The organism is Yersinia enterocolitica subsp. enterocolitica (assembly GCF_901472495.1).
Taxonomy (GTDB): domain Bacteria; phylum Pseudomonadota; class Gammaproteobacteria; order Enterobacterales; family Enterobacteriaceae; genus Yersinia; species Yersinia enterocolitica.
The window spans coordinates 3,457,016-3,474,433 of record NZ_LR590469.1 but is presented as its reverse complement, the minus strand read 5'-3'; the positions used below and the strand labels follow the sequence as shown (position 1 = coordinate 3,474,433).

Below are 17,418 nucleotides of genomic sequence, written 5' to 3'. Positions count from 1 at the left end.
AAAAATGATGTTTTTTTGCTAAAAATAGTGTCAATTGGGGTATGGAATTGAACGTGGCGAGTGGATTTGTCCATCTTAGCCTTTTGGATGAAACTAATTTACAAAAAGAAACCATAAAAGTTTATACCCAAAGTCATTGGCGTTGCAGGTAGGCAGCAAGTGAACAAATCTCGATGAGCTGACACTGGTCAGTGATTCGAGTGAGTGAGCGTCGCTAACAACCCTGCGGCGTCAAGGGCGAAGGGGATATGGGTCAGGGGTCATATGAACGAACAATATTCCGCAATGCGAAGTAACGTCAGTATGCTCGGTACGCTACTCGGGGACACCATCAAGGAAGCACTTGGTGAACACATCCTTGAAAAAGTAGAAACCATCCGTAAATTATCTAAATCTTCGCGTGCCGGTAATGAAGCGAGCCGTCAGGAGCTACTGACGACACTGCAAAATTTATCCAACGACGAACTGCTGCCGGTTGCCCGTGCTTTTAGCCAATTCCTCAATCTGACGAATACGGCAGAGCAATATCACAGCATTTCGCCGCATGGTGAAGCCGCGAGTAACCCCGAAGCACTGGCCCAACTGTTCACCCGCTTAAAAGACAAAAAGCTGAGTGAGCAAGACATGCGCAGCGCGGTTGATGAGCTATCCATTGAGCTGGTGCTAACGGCTCACCCAACGGAAATTACCCGCCGCACCTTGATTCATAAACTGGTTGAAGTGAATACCTGCCTGAGCCAGTTGGATCACAATGATTTAGCCGATTACGAACGCAACAAGATCATGCGTCGTTTGCGGCAATTAGTCGCACAATCATGGCATACCGACGAAATTCGTAAAATCCGCCCTTCCCCTGTTGATGAAGCCAAATGGGGCTTTGCTGTGGTTGAAAACAGCTTATGGGAAGGTGTGCCCGCTTTCCTGCGTGAATTTAACGAGCAGTTGCAAAACTCCCTCGATTATCGCTTGCCGGTAGAAGCGGTGCCGATTCGCTTCACTTCATGGATGGGGGGCGACCGTGACGGTAATCCGAATGTCACCGCTGAAATTACCCGCCATGTGCTATTACTAAGCCGCTGGAAAGCCACTGATTTATTCCTGCGCGACATTCAAGTATTGGTGTCAGAGCTTTCCATGTCGGAATGTACGCCGGAACTGCGTGAATTGGCGGGCGGCGAAGAGGTGCTCGAACCTTATCGTGAACTGATGAAACGCGTGCGTACCCAGTTGACCAATACTCAGGCTTATCTGGAAGCACGTCTGAAGGGCGAGCGCGTATTGCCACCAACAGATTTGCTGGTCAGCAATGACCAACTATGGGATCCGCTATACGCTTGTTATCAATCCCTGAAAGCTTGTGGCATGGAAATCATCGCCAACGGCCAGTTACTCGATACCTTACGCCGCGTGCGCTGTTTTGGTGTGCCATTGGTGCGTATCGATGTGCGTCAGGAAAGCACCCGTCATACCGACGCTATTGCTGAACTGACCCGCTATCTGGGCCTCGGTGATTATGAAAGCTGGTCTGAAGCGGACAAACAAGCCTTTCTGATCCGCGAACTGAACTCCAAGCGCCCACTTGTTCCGCTGAAATGGGAACCCAGTGCCGACACCCAGGAAGTGTTAGAAACCTGCCGGGTGATTGCCGAAGCGCCGCAAGGTTCTATCGCCGCTTATGTGATTTCCATGGCGAAAGTGCCATCGGATGTGCTGGCGGTGCATTTACTGCTGAAAGAAGCCGGCTGCCCATTCACTCTGCCCGTCGCGCCATTGTTCGAAACACTCGATGACCTGAACAATGCGGACGACGTGATGACCCAGTTACTGAATATCGACTGGTATCGTGGCCTGATCCAAGGCAAGCAGATGGTGATGATTGGCTATTCTGACTCAGCGAAAGATGCCGGTGTAATGGCCGCGTCCTGGGCGCAATATCGGGCGCAAGATGCGCTAATTAAAACCTGCGAGAAAGCCGGTATCTCTCTGACACTGTTCCATGGCCGTGGCGGTTCTATTGGTCGTGGTGGCGCGCCTGCCCATGCGGCGTTGCTTTCTCAGCCTCCGGGCAGCCTGAAAGGTGGCTTACGCGTGACTGAACAAGGCGAGATGATTCGCTTTAAGTTTGGTCTGCCAGAAGTCACCATCAGCAGTCTGGCCCTGTATGCCAGTGCGGTGCTGGAAGCCAATTTGTTACCGCCGCCGGAACCGAAGAAAGAGTGGAATGAGGTGATGGATATTCTGTCTGATGCCTCTTGTGAGATGTATCGCGGCTATGTTCGTGAAAATCCACAGTTCGTTCCTTACTTCCGCGCCGCCACCCCGGAACTGGAATTGGGCAAGCTGCCATTGGGTTCGCGCCCAGCCAAACGCCGCCCGAATGGCGGGGTGGAAAGCCTGCGTGCTATTCCGTGGATCTTTGCCTGGACACAAAACCGCCTGATGTTACCGGCCTGGCTGGGTGCCGGTGCCGGATTACAGAAAGCCATCGATGCCGGTAAGAAAGAAGTATTAGCCACCATGTGTCGTGACTGGCCGTTCTTCTCAACCCGCATTGGTATGCTGGAAATGGTGTTTGCCAAAGCCGATTTGTGGCTAGCCGAATATTATGACCAGCGTCTGGTGGATAAATCATTGTGGCCATTGGGCCAGCAATTACGCGACCAACTGGAAGCCGATATTAAAGTGGTGCTGGCTATTGCCAACGACGACCACTTGATGGCTGATTTGCCGTGGATTGCCGAGTCGATTGCACTGCGTAACGTCTATACCGACCCACTAAACGTGTTGCAAGCCGAGCTGTTACACCGCTCGCGCCAGCAAGAAAATGCCGCCGATGCCCGTGTTGAGCAGGCGTTGATGGTGACTATTGCTGGGGTGGCGGCAGGGATGCGTAATACCGGTTAGTTGCCAGTAGAATTATCGTGAATAAAAGACAAAACGGGCCAGGCGCCCGTTTTTTTATAATAAAAACATGTGATAAGAAATCAGTACGGCAACAACTTAGCCTTAGTATCTTGCTCAACTTCGTTGAGCTTAATGGTATAGCCTTTGGCGTTGCTCCCCTTAATATCAGTGACAGCAAATTTGGCTAATGGAGAATACAGTACTTCGCGTTCGTTATTTTCAAACTTCAATCCGCCTGATACTACAATTCCCCTACCACTGTTACCTTTAACTTCGAACATGATCTTGACGCTATCCCCGGTTCGGTCAGCGAAAGCCTTAGCAACATTCACCTCTTTTGAAGTGGAGAAGAACTGTCCCAATTTATATACAGATCCAGCCCTATCATTATTGAATTGAGTGATTAACTTATTAATCCCATCTTGAGTCATCCCCTGCCCACGGTGCGATGTAGTCGTGGTGTCAGTTGGGCTATACCAAGCCTTAGCAACGTCCTTGACCAGCGTGGATAAGTCAGAGCAATGGGACTGTATGGCCGATTTGACCGGTGCATTGCCCCCACTGAAGACATTATCACCGTGTGTTTTTACATACTCTGCTATTACTTGGTTACCGTTGAGTTTTGCAGACTGGTTCGCGTTACCAAACTGATGGCGAGCTTCGGCATTAATGGCTTTGCAACCTGCATTACTTTGATAAATCATAGAAAAATTATTACGGAGCGCTTTATTGTTGTTATCCGCTTTGTCCGCCGCAATTTTTGCTTTATTAAAAGTTTCTATTTGTTGATCGACACCTTTCAGCTCAGAATTCAAACCAGCATATTCAGTTTGATTATTTTTTAGCTCCTTCTTCGAGAAATCCAGACTATCCTGAATAGTCTGGATTTGTTGCGTAAGTGTTGAAATACCAGTGCGAGCAGAAACCTCGCTTCCCTTTACGGCCAATTTGCTAGCTGCTGCTTGTTGCTCAAGTTTATAACGGCCACCATTTATCAAGTTTTTCAGAAAATTGCTTCCCTGCCCAAGCTTAAAATGATCGTTTTTCAAGCGGATGTTAGCATCATTACCATGTTTGCTTGCAATACCCTTTAGGCTTGTCAATAAGGCTTTATTTTTATTTAAATCGTTAGTATCCGCCTTAATTTTCATCTTGACATCAGTTAACACATTTTTGACTTCCTGTATGTTAGCGCTTAACATATTTTTCTCTTGATGTAACGTGTTTTTTCCTGCCGGCTTAGCTGTAGCGACCGGGCTACTGCTTTGACTTATCCTACTCATCGATAAAGTTCCTGTTAAGAGCTGCCAGCAATAAGTGGGCAGCTATAAATAATTTTCTAGTTACCGCGATTATAAGAGGCAGATTCAAACAAAACTTTAATAAAGCGATTAACTCACTCTATGAATTTAAGATTTTTTAATAACGACAGAGAGGAAGTCTTTGTATAGAAAAGCCAGGCACAAGCCACTATCTTCATCATTACTTTGTAGATAGCGGCCCGTCTGTTACGGGCCTTCAAGGGGAGGTAAAACAGAGTCTAATCATTAAGTTAAAGGCTAACGGCAAGATTTATAAAACTGCTAACTACGTTAATAATTTTAATTACGGCCTGACCCCCAGGGTATGGCAAATCGCATAACTTAATTCTGCGCGATTCAGGGTATAGAAATGGAAGTCTTTTACCCCTTCGCGGCTAAGAATCTTCACCATATCCATCGCTACTGATGCACCGACCATTTTGCGCGTCTCAGGGTCGTTATCCAGCCCTTCAAATATAGTGGTCATCCAATTAGGTACTCGCACATTGGTCATGGTGGCAAAGCGCTGGAGTTGCTTAAAGTTAGATACCGGCAAGATACCGGGCACTATTTCAACATCAATACCGGTGGCGACACAGCGGTCACGAAAACGCAGGTAACTTTCCACATCAAAGAAAAATTGCGTGATAGCGCGATTAGCACCGGCATCAATCTTGCGTTTCAGGTTAATCAGGTCAGCTTGCGCGCTTTTGGCTTCTGGATGCACTTCTGGATAAGCGGCCACCGAGATATCAAAATCACCGATATCTTTCAATAGACCAACCAAATCAGAAGCATACATTTCTGGCTTGCCGCTATCGGGTGGTAAATCACCGCGCAGCGCCACGATATGGCGAATACCGCTATTCCAGTAATCAGTGGCTATTTCACGTAACTGAGTAGGAGAAGCATCAACACAGGTCAGATGTGGAGCCGCTTCCAGGCCGGTGCGCTCTTTAATCCCTTTGATGATGCTGTGAGTACGATCGCGCTCACCGGAGTTAGCACCATAAGTCACTGAGACAAATTTTGGTTTCAGAGTGCTCAGGCGGTCAATCGAGCTCCACAGGGTATCTTCCATCTCGCTGGTACGTGGCGGGAAAAACTCAAAAGAAACATTAATCTGGCCTTGCAGCTCAGCCAAACTTTGATTCAGCGCTTCCCGCTGGTTTGCGTGGAAAAAACTCATACCCTGTTACCCCATTGCCTATTGTCATCATTTTGACGACTTATGTTATCTGTCATTTTATAAGCGTCTATACGTTTAGACGTCTAAATAGAAAATGACCGAAGTTGACTAAAGAGTCAACTTTTAAATAAGTTTAGAGCGATGATTAATCTTCACACTCAATGTGCGGAAAATTCATGTATCGCTCTTTTTAAAACAGTTCCTTATTTATCATAATGTTACAACCATAATCATTTCACTGCGGTGCTTGAACAGCTCCTTTATTGAGGCTAATTGCTCACTCTATACTCGTTTTTTTATATTCACGAATACTGCCTATATGTAATGCTGGAATACCACTATAAATTATTGGATATATTTAAAGGGAGTAATCATGAATATTAAAGAGCGTATTAATTTCTATAATAGTCTTGCAACCTCCTCACCGGTAATCTATCAAAAAAATAAAGTGCCAGACACTCGATTCCGTTTATCTGAAGGAATAATTAAAATTTGTGGAAAATATAATATCAAACCGATTATACTGAATAATAATAGTGAAGATACAAACAGAAATGCAGCAGAAAATACGGCTTATGATGACAAAAACATTAATTTCATTGATGTTGATGACAGAGTATCAGACAATGCTCGCGGGAAAGATCCTAAAGTAAAATTCACACTTCATGGTGCGCCAAAAACATTCACATCAGCATATATCACTAATAATTTAAAAGATAAAATCTATAATAATGGTTTTAGACTTTCAAATAACGAGAATATTGTGAACTATCTAAAGTCTGCTGATGAATATGCATTATTGCTAACAATCATAGCCACAACAACCACATCAAAAGTACTCAGAGATAATATTATAAACTCTGTCGATAGCGATATTAGTACTGATGGCAGTAGCAGCGCGGGGAAAATAGAGATGAACTCACAACATGGATTAACAAACATGTCAAACCTGAGCACAAATCCAAGGTAGATTTATTATTATCCGCCCCTGATAGACATGCCGAATTAAAAGATAAGGTCTACTTATCTGATATGTTACTGTTTTCTGGCAAAAAAACCATACCATTTAAATTAAAGGAAATTATTTTGAATAATACAGTAGTCGTTAAATTCAATAATACTTCATTGCGTTTATCTCACTCCAGAATAGACAAAATCAATAATGCTTCGGATAAGAAAACAGCACTCCAGATGGGGTTTTTAAAGAAAATACAGTATATCTGTATGAATAAAGGGAAAAGACTGAGTGACTTATACGACTTTACACATGACCATAAAAATGGAGAGAAGCTATTCATACAATCAAATGGCCGCATTCAGGGGAAACTAACATCAGTTATTAATAAAAAAATGCTGCGGCTAAAAACGGTTGAAATAGATAACAGTGAAACTGTAGCAAAAGAATTACAGAAAATACTTAAAGAAAAAGCAATAATTTTGCAAGACAATATCTTTACAAAAATAGTTTATCCTAAAGACAAAAAGGATACTATTGGGAGAGATTATTATATCAGTAAGAACTTCCCCCCAGTTTATAATCCCAATATCCCCTATGCTCATCATAAAAATGAACAGGGAACCTCAAAGTATGTTGTTAGTAAAGATGATAATTTCGTCGCTTTATTATCTACTGGAAAAGAAAAATTTAGCACGAAAAATAATTTCCATGACCTGGAAGGTCTAAATAGCATTAAAACCGGACTAGTTGTCGCCCCGGATCTAATGATTTCACACAATGCAGGGATCTGTTTAATTGATCATCTAAATAATAACGCCCCTCTCCCACAGAGCGTTTTTGAAATTGCAGTAAATGACTTAAAGGAACTGCATAAAAGACAAGGTTATCTAAGAGATATAAAACCGGCGAATATGGCTTATGATGGTAAACAAGTTAACTTTATTGATGTTGATGATAGAATTAAAGCACATAAAATAACAAAAATAACAAAAATATCCGATCCAGTATTTAAGATATATGGCAAGGAGGTTATATATACACCTAAATATATAACTCAGGGTTTAGTTAACCATATTTATGAGAGTAACCCTGGAAATCCGGGGAAAAAAACCTTAAAACAAAAAGATATAACTTACGACCTTCAAATTGCTGATGAATATGCTTTTCTTATGACAATGATCACTGCAACAACTAAAGATAACGCGCTTAAGTCTTCTATCGAGAATGCAAAAGTTGATATCATGGGAGTTAGAATTATTAATAGAATAAAGAATAAAATAGACCAATGCAGCGACAGACAGGAAAAAAATAAACTTACAGATAAATTAATTGAAACCCAAAAAGAATATAACAACACAGGTATAATGAATAAAAGTAACAAAAAATACTTTACCCCGTGGCTGAAGAAGAATATAGAATTAAAGCACCATGAATCCGTAAAACTATTACTAACCGACCCAGCCAGATATGCGGATACAGCACCTAAAACCCATCTGGCAGATATGTTATTGTTCAAGTAATAAGTACAGCAGATGCCCGATTAATCACCTCGGGCATCTGTTTATCTCAAATTAATATCACGTTACAGTTGCTAACGTTACAATAACTGGGCTAAGCGGTTTAAATCAGACTGAATGGCTCCCGCAGTGACATCACGCCCGGCTCCAGGGCCACGGATGACCAGTGGATTATCGCGATACCAACGGCTCTCGATGGCAAAAACGTTATCGCATGGCAGCAAAGAGGCCAGTGGATGGTCAGCACGTACCGCTTCAACCCCGACTCGCGCCTTACCATTGGCATCAAAACGCGCGACGTAACGGAGCACCAGACCCATTTCATTGGCGGCTTCTAAGCGCTGAATCATTTGCTGATTCAATGCTTCGCCATTCTCAAAAAATTGATCTACGGAACCAACATCGGCACCCGCAGGCACTAGCGATTCTACCCGTACCTGATTTGGTTCAATATCGTAACCGGCTTCACGCGCCAGAATCACCAGCTTGCGCATCACGTCTTGCCCGGAGAGATCGACACGCGGATCGGGTTCGGTCAAGCCCTGTTGCCAGGCTTGATCCACCAGCTCGGTAAAGGGCACGGTGCCATCAAATTGCAGGAATAGCCAGGACAGAGTGCCAGAGAAAATACCGCTGATCGCCAGAATACTGTCGCCGCTATCGCGCAAATCACGCACGGTATGGTTGACCGGTAACCCCGCGCCCACCGTGGCGTTATACAACCAGTGGCGGCCAGTTTTGGCAAAAGCATCACGGATTTGGCGGTAATTATTGCTGCTGGAGGCTCCGGCTAATTTATTGGCGCTGATAACGTGGAAACCATAGCTGGCGAAATCCAGATACTGCTCGGCAAGTGACTCACTGGCGGTCACATCCAACACCACCAAATCATCAAATGGGTGCGCGCGCATCCACAAGAACAAGGATTCTTCATCCTGCTCTTTAGCTTCATCATCGTAAAATGCCAGCGTCCGGCTAGCGTCCAGCCCATCATAACTCAACAAACTACGGCGGCTATCTACCACACCGGCTAGCACGAACTCAAAACCACTGCGAGCTGAGATATTCTTCTGCTCACGGGCAAATAGCTCCAACCAGCGAGCACCAATATTGCCTTTACCAAACAGCATCAAACCGATGCGCTTCTCGGCACGGAACAGTGATTGGTGTAAGCCCTGAATCAAGTGCTCAGTCGGCCCGAGACGCAGCACCGCAACCATACTGATGCCGTCTTCCGCCTGCCAAATAAACTCAACCGGTTGATCTTTCAGTTGTTGGTAGAAACGGTGGCTGTGCAATGGGTTCTTGCTGACCCCAGCTCCGACCAAAGCGACCAGAGCCAACCCCTCGCGCAGCGATAATTTCCCCGGCAACGTAGCATCTTCCAGCACTCTTAATGCGCTGTTGACCACTTCTGAGGTATAGCAAAGTTGCAATAGATTGCGATCAGGGTGAATACCGGTCGCCAGCGGCTTGATTTGCGCGCGTTTGAGCAGTAAATCGATCTCTTTCTGTGCCAGTGAGAAATCATGGTGGCCGGCAATCTGTAATTCGATCAAACAGACATCATCGTGGCTAGTGACAATTTTGGCACCCGATCCGGAAGCCAGCACCCGCTCAATGCGGGTTGAGCCTTGTTCTGGCTGATAGCTACAGCGCAGTTGTAAATCGATATCACTGCCCGAAACCGGCTGCAATGTGCGGGTGTGCAGCACCGGAGCTGCCAACCGAGCCAGTTCACTGGCTTCATCCAGCCGCAGCAAAGGTAACAAACAGGCATCTTTCACTTTGCGCGGGTCAGCACTGTATACCCCCGCCACATCACTCCAGATGGTGACACGTTCGACCCCTGCCAGCGCCCCAACCTGAGTGGCTGAGTAGTCACTGCCGTTACGCCCCAATAACACTGTTTCACCGGCGTTATTGCGCGAAATAAACCCCGTCACCACCAGACGTTGATGTGGGTGTTGTGCCATTAATTGCTGCAACAACGGATATGAACGGCCTTCGTCGATTTGTGGCTGTGCCGCACGTTCAGCACGCAGGAAACTGCGAGCATCAAGCCAGTCGGCAGCCATATCGAGTTTGTTCAATACCGCAGACATCAAGCGGGCCGACCAAATCTCACCATGACCAACCACTTCGGCATAGGTAGCATCGTCGACTTTGTTATCCAACAGACCAGCCAGGCGTTCCAAATCATGAATAAACTCACTAATCAGCGGTTCAGCCATTTCTGGCGACAATAAACCGCTAATCAGGTCATGTTGGTAACGGCGCAGGTTTTGCTGCACCTGATGGGCAGAAAGACGATCAGTTTGACTAAGTTTCAACCAGCTAATCAGCTGATTTGTGGTGCTACCCGCCGCAGACACCACCATAAGGTCGCCGGGATGACTGTAGTTAGCCATAATATTGGCCACCCGCAGGTAACACTTCACATCCGCAAGACTACTACCACCAAATTTATGCAGTTGACGGCCGGTCACCGCCGCTGCTACCGCTGTTGCATTCATACTTACCTCGGTCTCGCCAACTGGAAAGCATTGTCCAAATCGGCAATCAAATCTTCGCTGTCTTCGATACCCACGGAAATTCGCAATAAACTATCAGTAATACCGGCGGCAGTGCGCGCTTCTGGCGCCATACCGGCATGGGTCATGGTCGCAGCATGGGAAATCAGGCTTTCAACGCCCCCCAAAGACTCTGCCAGGGTAAATAATTCAAGGGCAGAGAGGAAACGACGCAATACCTGCTCATCACCATCAAGCTCAAAACTGAGCATCGCACCAAAACCTGACTGCTGACGGCGAGCAATTTCGTGGCCGGGATGTTGTGGCAGAGAAGGATGATACAGCTTTTTCACTAAAGGCTGTTGCTCTAAATAGCGGACAATTTCATCTGCGTTTCGCTGCTGTTGAGCCATACGCGGTGACAGCGTGCGTAACCCACGTAATAACAAGTAGCTGTCAAATGCCGCACCGGTCACGCCGATATTATTTGCCCACCATGCCAGCTCGACAGCCAACTCAGGATCTTTAGCAATGACCGCACCCGCCACCACATCAGAATGACCGTTCAGATATTTGGTACAGGAATGCACCACCAGATCCGCCCCCAAAGCAAGCGGCTGCTGTAGCGCCGGGCTAAGGAAGGTGTTATCACAAACCGTTAATGCGCCGACGGCATGAGCGGCTTTGCAGATAGCGGCAATATCCACCACTCGCAACAGCGGGTTACTCGGGGTTTCAATCAAAACCAGCTTGGGTTTTTCAGCCAATGCCTGACTCAATGCCACGTCATCGCCCTGGTCAACAAACAGAACCCGATAGGCACCGCGTTTGCTTAAGCTATCGAACAGACGATAACTCCCGCCGTAACAGTCATGCGGAGCAACCAGCAGATCGCCGGGTTTAAGGAAGGTGGTGCAGACCAAATGAATCGCCGACATCCCACTGCTGGTCATTACCGCACCTGCGCCCCCTTCCAGCTCAGCCAATGCCCGCTGCACCACATCACGCGTCGGGTTACCGCGACGAGAATAGTCATGGGCGCGTGGCTGATTAAAATCGATAAAATTATAGGTACTGGAGAGGTGAATCGGGGGGACAACGCAGCCGTATTGCTCGTCATCGTTCAACCCGCTACGCACTGCTATGGTTGCCTGTTTACGCGTCATATGGATTTCCACCAACCGGATATCGAGAAAATGTTACGCCAGAGTAGACGCACAAATTACGGACGTCAATACATCTGGACATCTAAACTTCTTTGCGTATAGATTGAGCAATGGGATAATAACCGCTAAAATTATAGAGGTTTTAGATATCCTTATGATGTCAGTCAGGTTTCAGTGGTGCCTTGTTTAACCATGAATTTGTTTAACCACAAAGATGGCATAGAAAGGTAATAGCTATCAATAAATAGCAAAAAAGGTTATTTCAGTGACATTAGTCTAGTAAAATCGACATTTATTTAGTGAGAACAGCGAAGATCGGGCATAATTGGCCGGTTTTCAGAACTTTGTATTTTTCCGACAAATTTAAGGTGTCCCATGGCTGAGTGGAACGGCGAGTATGTCAGCCCTTACGCTGAACACGGTAAGAAAAGCGAGCAGGTCAAAAAAATTACGGTATCCATTCCGCTGAAGGTGTTAAAAATCCTCACCGATGAACGGACTCGCCGTCAGGTGAACAACCTGCGCCATGCCACCAACAGTGAGTTGTTGTGTGAGGCTTTTTTGCATGCATTTACCGGTCAGCCGCTACCGAATGACGAAGATCTGCGCAAAGAACGCAGTGATGAAATCCCGGAAGCCGCGAAGATTTTAATGCGTGAATTGGGTGTTGATCCCGATACCTGGGAATATTGATTTCCTGCTACTACCATCCGGTTCAATCTGAACCTGAGAGTAGAAATGAAAAAAGGCCCCTGGAGGCCTTTTTTTCGTCTGACGGGCAATTACGCTTTGGTAGTACCCGGCACGCTGAAACGCTTGTTAAAGCGGTCAACACGGCCACCGGTCGCAACATCACGCTGCTTGCCAGTGTAGAACGGGTGGCATTCGCCGCACACGTCCAGATTCAGGTCATGACCAACAGTAGAGTTGATCTTGATAACGTTACCGCAAGAGCAAGAAGCAGTAACTAAGTCGTATTTAGGGTGGATACCTTGTTTCATGGAAACCTCTATATTAGGCCGTGTCGCTATCCAGCCCTGTTCCGCCAGACACCACACGATTAGAAAATAACAAGCGCTGATAAAACAAACAACGGTTGTTAACAGAATTTGATATCAAATTATATCAAAGGCGGCGAATAATACAGAATTTGACCAAGCCGCGCAATCGAATCCGCACATTGTGTAGCATGCGGTGTAAACTGTTCAATCTTTATTTATACCCGTCATACTTCAAGTTGCATGTGCGTTGGCTGTGCTCAATAACCCGAATCACTTACTCATGTAAGCTCATCGGGCTTTTCTCGCTTGCCGCCTTCCTGCAACTCGAATTATTTAGGGTATAGGCCAATTGTACTTATTTAGACCAATTTTAGTTATCAGGATGAAAACACATGTCCGTTGTTCAAGTGGCGTTACCCGTTCCGCTGGCCCGTACCTTTGACTACCGCCTTGACAGTGCCACGGCCTGCCCGGTAGTGGGTGCTCGCGTCAGTGTGCCATTTGGTAAACGTAATGCCATTGGAATTGTAGTGGGTATCAGCGAGACCAGTACATTTCCCCTTGAACAACTCAAAGCTATTGATGCGGTGTTGGACGGTGACAGCTTATTCCCACCCAGCCTGTGGCGCATTCTTTGTTGGGCAACCGAGTACTATCATTACCCGATAGGCGAAGTACTGTTCCACGCGTTGCCCATTTTATTGCGCCAGGGGAAGCCTGCGCAATCCGCCCCCTTGTGGCAATGGTTTGCCACCGAACAGGGCCGCGCCACGCCGCCAGAAAGCTTAAAACGCGCACCGAAGCAACAACAAGCCCTTGCGGCGTTATTACAAAAGCCGATTTATCGCCATCAAGTTAATGAAATGGCATTAACAGAAAGTGCGCTGCAAGCATTGCGTAGCAAAGGGTTGATTGACCTGCGAGCACAAGAAGTGGCGACCACTGACTGGCGCGACGGTTTTTCCGTGTTGGGCGAACGTTTGCGGCTCAATACCGAGCAAGCCACCGCCGTCGGGGCGATTCGCAGTGAAGATACTCAGTTTGCCGCCTGGTTGCTGGCCGGGGTGACCGGCTCGGGTAAAACCGAAGTTTATCTCAGTGTGCTGGAAAATATTCTGGCGCAGGGCCGTCAGGCGCTGGTTTTGGTGCCTGAAATTGGCCTAACACCGCAAACTATCTCCCGTTTTCGCGAGCGCTTCAATGCGCCAGTTGAAGTGCTCCATTCCGGTTTAAACGACAGCGAGCGCTTATCCGTCTGGCTACGAGCGCGTAACGGCGAAGCCGCCATTGTAATAGGGACTCGCTCCGCGCTGTTCACGCCATTCTCCCGTCTCGGCGTCATCATTATTGATGAAGAGCATGATAGCTCCTATAAACAGCAAGAAGGCTGGCGTTACCATGCCCGCGATTTAGCGGTATTCCGTGCGCGCGAAGAAGGTATTCCCATCGTGATGGGGACGGCAACCCCCGCGTTGGAAACCTTACATAATGTGCAAATGGGTAAATATCGCCAGTTAACGCTATCGAAACGAGCAGGTAATGCCAAACCGGCAGTGCAGCACTTGTTAGATCTCAAAGGATTGCCGCTCAAAGTCGGCCTGTCTCAACCGCTGCTAAAACGTATGAAGGCCCATTTGCAGGCCGATAATCAGGTGATTCTGTTCCTCAACCGCCGGGGTTATGCACCAGCACTGCTGTGCCATGAGTGTGGCTGGATAGCGGAATGTCAGCGCTGTGACCACTACTACACCCTGCATCAGAATTACCGCCAATTGCGCTGCCACCACTGCGACAGCCAGCGCCCAGTGCCACAGCAATGCCCTAAATGTGGTTCAACTCATTTGGTGTCAGTCGGCGTCGGTACCGAACAGTTGGAAAATGAGCTGGCTCCTCTGTTCCCAGACACGCCGATCACCCGAATTGACCGTGATACCACCAGCCGCAAAGGCTCGCTGGAACAACATCTGGCTGATGTGCATCAAGGAGGGGCGCGGATATTGATTGGCACCCAAATGCTGGCGAAAGGCCATCACTTCCCCGATGTGACTCTGGTGGCATTGCTGGATGTCGACGGTGCATTATTCTCGGCAGATTTCCGTTCGGCGGAGCGCTTTGCGCAGCTCTACACCCAAGTATCAGGCCGTGCTGGCCGTGCGGGTAAACAAGGCGAGGTCATCTTACAAACCCATCACCCTGAGCATCCATTGCTGCAAATCCTACTGCAACAGGGCTACGATGCCTTTGCCAAACAAGCACTGGCCGAGCGCAAAAGTGTATTTTTACCGCCTTATACCAGCCATATCATCGTGCGCAGCGAAGACCACGATAACCAGCAATCGGCACTGTTTTTGCAACAATTACGTAATTTACTGGAAGCCAGCCCGCTGAAAGATGATGCATTATGGATTATGGGGCCGGTTCCGGCATTACAGGCGAAACGAGGTGGGCGCTTTCGCTGGCAATTATTGTTACAGCACCCCTCGCGGCAATTACTGCAACGACTGATTAAAACATCTCAGCCGCTGATCAATACTTTGCCGCAAGCGCGGAAAGTTAAGTGGACATTAGACGTTGATCCCATAGACAGCTAACGCTCTCTTTTTCGTTGCTGTCACCATGATGTTACCTGTCTCGCCCATGATTTTGGCGATACAGGTAACATCATAAAGCAATCGTTTACCCCGCTTTATGCGAGCCAGTGCGAAAAACCCCACTTCCGTCACACTTTTAATGCAAATTAGGTAACAAATTGCCCTCACTATCTGTATAGAATGACGGAAAGCCTGCATTAAGCATGAGTGCTGGCTCGGAGCCAGAGTAAGGAGAAAGGCGTTGGAACATAAGAAAGAATTCACCATGGCCACCATGAAAGACGTTGCCGAAATGGCAGGTGTTTCAACTGCGACGGTATCGCGCGCATTGATGAACCCTGAAAAGGTTTCAACCGTGACTCGGCAAAAAGTGGAGCAAGCTGTTCTGGCTGTCGGTTACTCTCCTCACGCTTTATCCCGCAATATTAAACGTAACGAGTCGCGCACTATTCTGGTTATCGTGCCAGATATCAGCGACCCCTTTTTTGCTGACATCATCCAGGGCATTGAACATGCCGCAGCCCAACAAGGCTATCTGATCTTAATTGGTGATTGTGCACAACAAACCCAGCAAGAGCGGACTTTCGTTAACCTGATCATCACCAAACAAATTGATGGTATGTTGCTGCTAGGCTCCAACCTGCCGTTTGATGCCAGCAAGGAAGAACAACGCAATTTACCGCCGATGGTGATGGCAAATGAGTTTGCGCCAGAACTGGAACTACCCACCGTACATATCGATAACCTGACCGCCGCCTATGAAGCCGTTAATTATCTGCATGAATTAGGCCACAAGCGCATTGCCTGTGTTGCCGGGCCGGAGCATTTCCCCTTATGCCAATACCGGCTACAGGGTTATATCCAGGCGCTCCGCCGTAATGGTATTGCGGTCGACAGTGACTATATTATTCGCGGTGATTTTAGTTATGAAGCTGGGGCCGAAACCTTTGCCACTCTAATGGGGCTACCTCACCCCCCTACAGCAATATTTTGTCACAATGATGTCATGGCGATAGGGGCGATGTGGCAGGCCAAGAGAATGGGGCTGCACGTCCCGCAGGATATCTCGGTGGTCGGCTTCGACGACCTGAAACTGTCACAGTATTGCTTCCCCCCCTTGACCACCGTGGCACAACCGCGTTATCAAATTGGTCAGCAAGCCATGTTACTATTACTTGAGCAGTTACAAGGGCATTCAGTACAAAGTGGCTCCCGCCTGTTAGACACCGAATTGATCGTCAGGGAAAGTACTGCTGCGCCTAAACGCTAGGCAAATATTCAGGGGTTCAGTAACATGACGGACTTATTCCATCATCACGACGCAGCGAAACGATAGTGGCACAAAGAGATTATGTAAGCCGAGGGCGCTCAGGAGCGCGGCGCAAAAGCACCAGCCGAAAAAAACGCAGTGCTCCAGCAGTATCCAAAACCGTGATGGCACTGGCCGTCGCGCTATTAGTGGTATTTGTTGGTGGACTTTATTTTATCACCCACAACAAACCGGGTGAGCTTCCGTTACTACCTAGTCATGACCCGCGTACCGGCAATGGCTTGCCGCCGAAACCGGAAGAGCGTTGGCGTTATATTAAGGAGTTGGAAAATCGCCAGATTGGCGTGCCAACACCAACAGAACCGTCTGCTGGTGGTGAAGTTAATTCCCAGACACAGCTGACCAATGAGCAGCGCCAATTGCTTGAGCAGATGCAGGCAGATATGCGCCAGCAACCGACGCAGCTTTCAGAAGTGCCGTATAATCAAGGGATGCCGGTGCCACGCTCAGCAGTGACCATCAAACCACCGGTCACCAATATGCAGCAGCAGCCCTTAACGCAGCCACGTCAGACGACGACGCAGCCAATACCGGCTCCACAGGTACAAGTGCAGCCGCAGGTCACGACACCGCCGCGTACGCAGCAACCTACTGCGCCGGTAACACAGGCAGCAACACCGCCGAAACCGGAAAAAGAGAAAGAAAAAGCACAACGCTGGATGGTGCAATGTGGCTCATTCAAAGCCGTTGATCAGGCTGAATCTATTCGCGCGCAATTGGCATTCGAAGGGATCGAAAGCCGCATTACCGCAGGCGGTGGCTGGAATCGCGTGGTACTCGGCCCTTACAGCACCAAGGCTGCTGCCGATAAAGCCTTACAGCGTTTGAAAGGCGCAGGTCAATCAGGATGCATTCCCCTCGCTGTTGGGGGTTGAAAAGTCATAATCCTCCCCCATTTATAATCTCAATATACCCCATACTGTTTTTCTGAATTCAGTATGGGGACTC

Annotated in this window: 12 protein-coding genes; 7 read left to right on the top strand and 5 right to left on the bottom strand. The window is 47.6% G+C overall.

Annotation, left to right across the window (positions count from 1 at the left end):
- Window positions 1-264: 264 nt before the first annotated feature.
- Window positions 265-2,904, top strand: a complete 2,640-nt coding sequence (ppc, locus tag FGL26_RS16515) for a phosphoenolpyruvate carboxylase (protein WP_005175825.1) — start codon at window positions 265-267, stop codon at window positions 2,902-2,904.
- 80 nt (window positions 2,905-2,984) lie between these two features.
- On the opposite strand, the gene FGL26_RS16510 is transcribed toward ppc, so the two are convergent.
- Window positions 2,985-4,187, bottom strand: a complete 1,203-nt coding sequence (locus FGL26_RS16510) for an ADP-ribosyltransferase domain-containing protein (RefSeq protein WP_005175826.1) — start codon at window positions 4,185-4,187, stop codon at window positions 2,985-2,987.
- A 322-nt stretch (window positions 4,188-4,509) separates the two neighbouring features.
- Window positions 4,510-5,394, bottom strand: coding sequence for a methylenetetrahydrofolate reductase (gene metF, locus FGL26_RS16505; RefSeq protein ID WP_005175827.1), 885 nt, complete (start codon window positions 5,392-5,394; stop codon window positions 4,510-4,512).
- A 373-nt stretch (window positions 5,395-5,767) separates the two neighbouring features.
- On the opposite strand from metF, the gene FGL26_RS21505 reads away from it, so the two are divergent.
- Window positions 5,768-6,364 carry a hypothetical protein gene (locus FGL26_RS21505; protein ID WP_005175831.1) on the top strand — a complete coding sequence of 199 codons (597 nt, stop codon included), beginning with the start codon at window positions 5,768-5,770 and terminating at the stop codon, window positions 6,362-6,364.
- Window positions 6,365-6,426: 62 nt separating this feature from the next.
- Window positions 6,427-7,872: a BUD32 family EKC/KEOPS complex subunit gene (locus FGL26_RS16500; RefSeq protein WP_005175834.1), complete on the top strand. Its 1,446-nt coding sequence runs from the start codon at window positions 6,427-6,429 to the stop codon at window positions 7,870-7,872.
- A gap of 77 nt (window positions 7,873-7,949) precedes the next feature.
- On the opposite strand, the gene FGL26_RS16495 is transcribed toward FGL26_RS16500, so the two are convergent.
- Complete coding sequence (locus tag FGL26_RS16495) at window positions 7,950-10,385, bottom strand: bifunctional aspartate kinase/homoserine dehydrogenase II (RefSeq protein WP_005175836.1); 2,436 nt, start codon at window positions 10,383-10,385, stop codon at window positions 7,950-7,952.
- Window positions 10,386-10,387: 2 nt separating this feature from the next.
- The gene (metB, locus tag FGL26_RS16490; protein WP_005175839.1) at window positions 10,388-11,548 is read right to left on the bottom strand and encodes a cystathionine gamma-synthase; all 1,161 of its coding nucleotides are present in this window, start codon (window positions 11,546-11,548) and stop codon (window positions 10,388-10,390) included.
- A gap of 375 nt (window positions 11,549-11,923) precedes the next feature.
- Between metB and metJ the strand changes: the two genes are divergently transcribed.
- Entirely contained in the window at window positions 11,924-12,241 is a 318-nt protein-coding gene (metJ, locus tag FGL26_RS16485) for a met regulon transcriptional regulator MetJ (RefSeq protein WP_004392248.1), read from the top strand.
- 89 nt (window positions 12,242-12,330) lie between these two features.
- Here the strand turns inward: metJ and rpmE are convergent, their stop codons facing one another.
- Window positions 12,331-12,549 (bottom strand): 50S ribosomal protein L31, encoded by a 219-nt coding sequence (rpmE, locus tag FGL26_RS16480; RefSeq protein WP_005175844.1) that lies wholly within the window; start codon window positions 12,547-12,549, stop codon window positions 12,331-12,333.
- 392 nt (window positions 12,550-12,941) lie between these two features.
- Between rpmE and priA the strand changes: the two genes are divergently transcribed.
- From priA to ftsN, 3 genes are all read left to right on the top strand, one after another.
- Window positions 12,942-15,140: a primosomal protein N' gene (gene priA / locus FGL26_RS16475; protein ID WP_005175847.1), complete on the top strand. Its 2,199-nt coding sequence runs from the start codon at window positions 12,942-12,944 to the stop codon at window positions 15,138-15,140.
- Window positions 15,141-15,381: 241 nt separating this feature from the next.
- Window positions 15,382-16,410: a DNA-binding transcriptional regulator CytR gene (gene cytR, locus FGL26_RS16470; RefSeq protein WP_005175850.1), complete on the top strand. Its 1,029-nt coding sequence runs from the start codon at window positions 15,382-15,384 to the stop codon at window positions 16,408-16,410.
- A 65-nt stretch (window positions 16,411-16,475) separates the two neighbouring features.
- Window positions 16,476-17,345, top strand: a complete 870-nt coding sequence (gene ftsN, locus FGL26_RS16465; protein ID WP_005175851.1) for a cell division protein FtsN — start codon at window positions 16,476-16,478, stop codon at window positions 17,343-17,345.
- The last annotated feature ends 73 nt before the right edge of the window (window positions 17,346-17,418 follow it).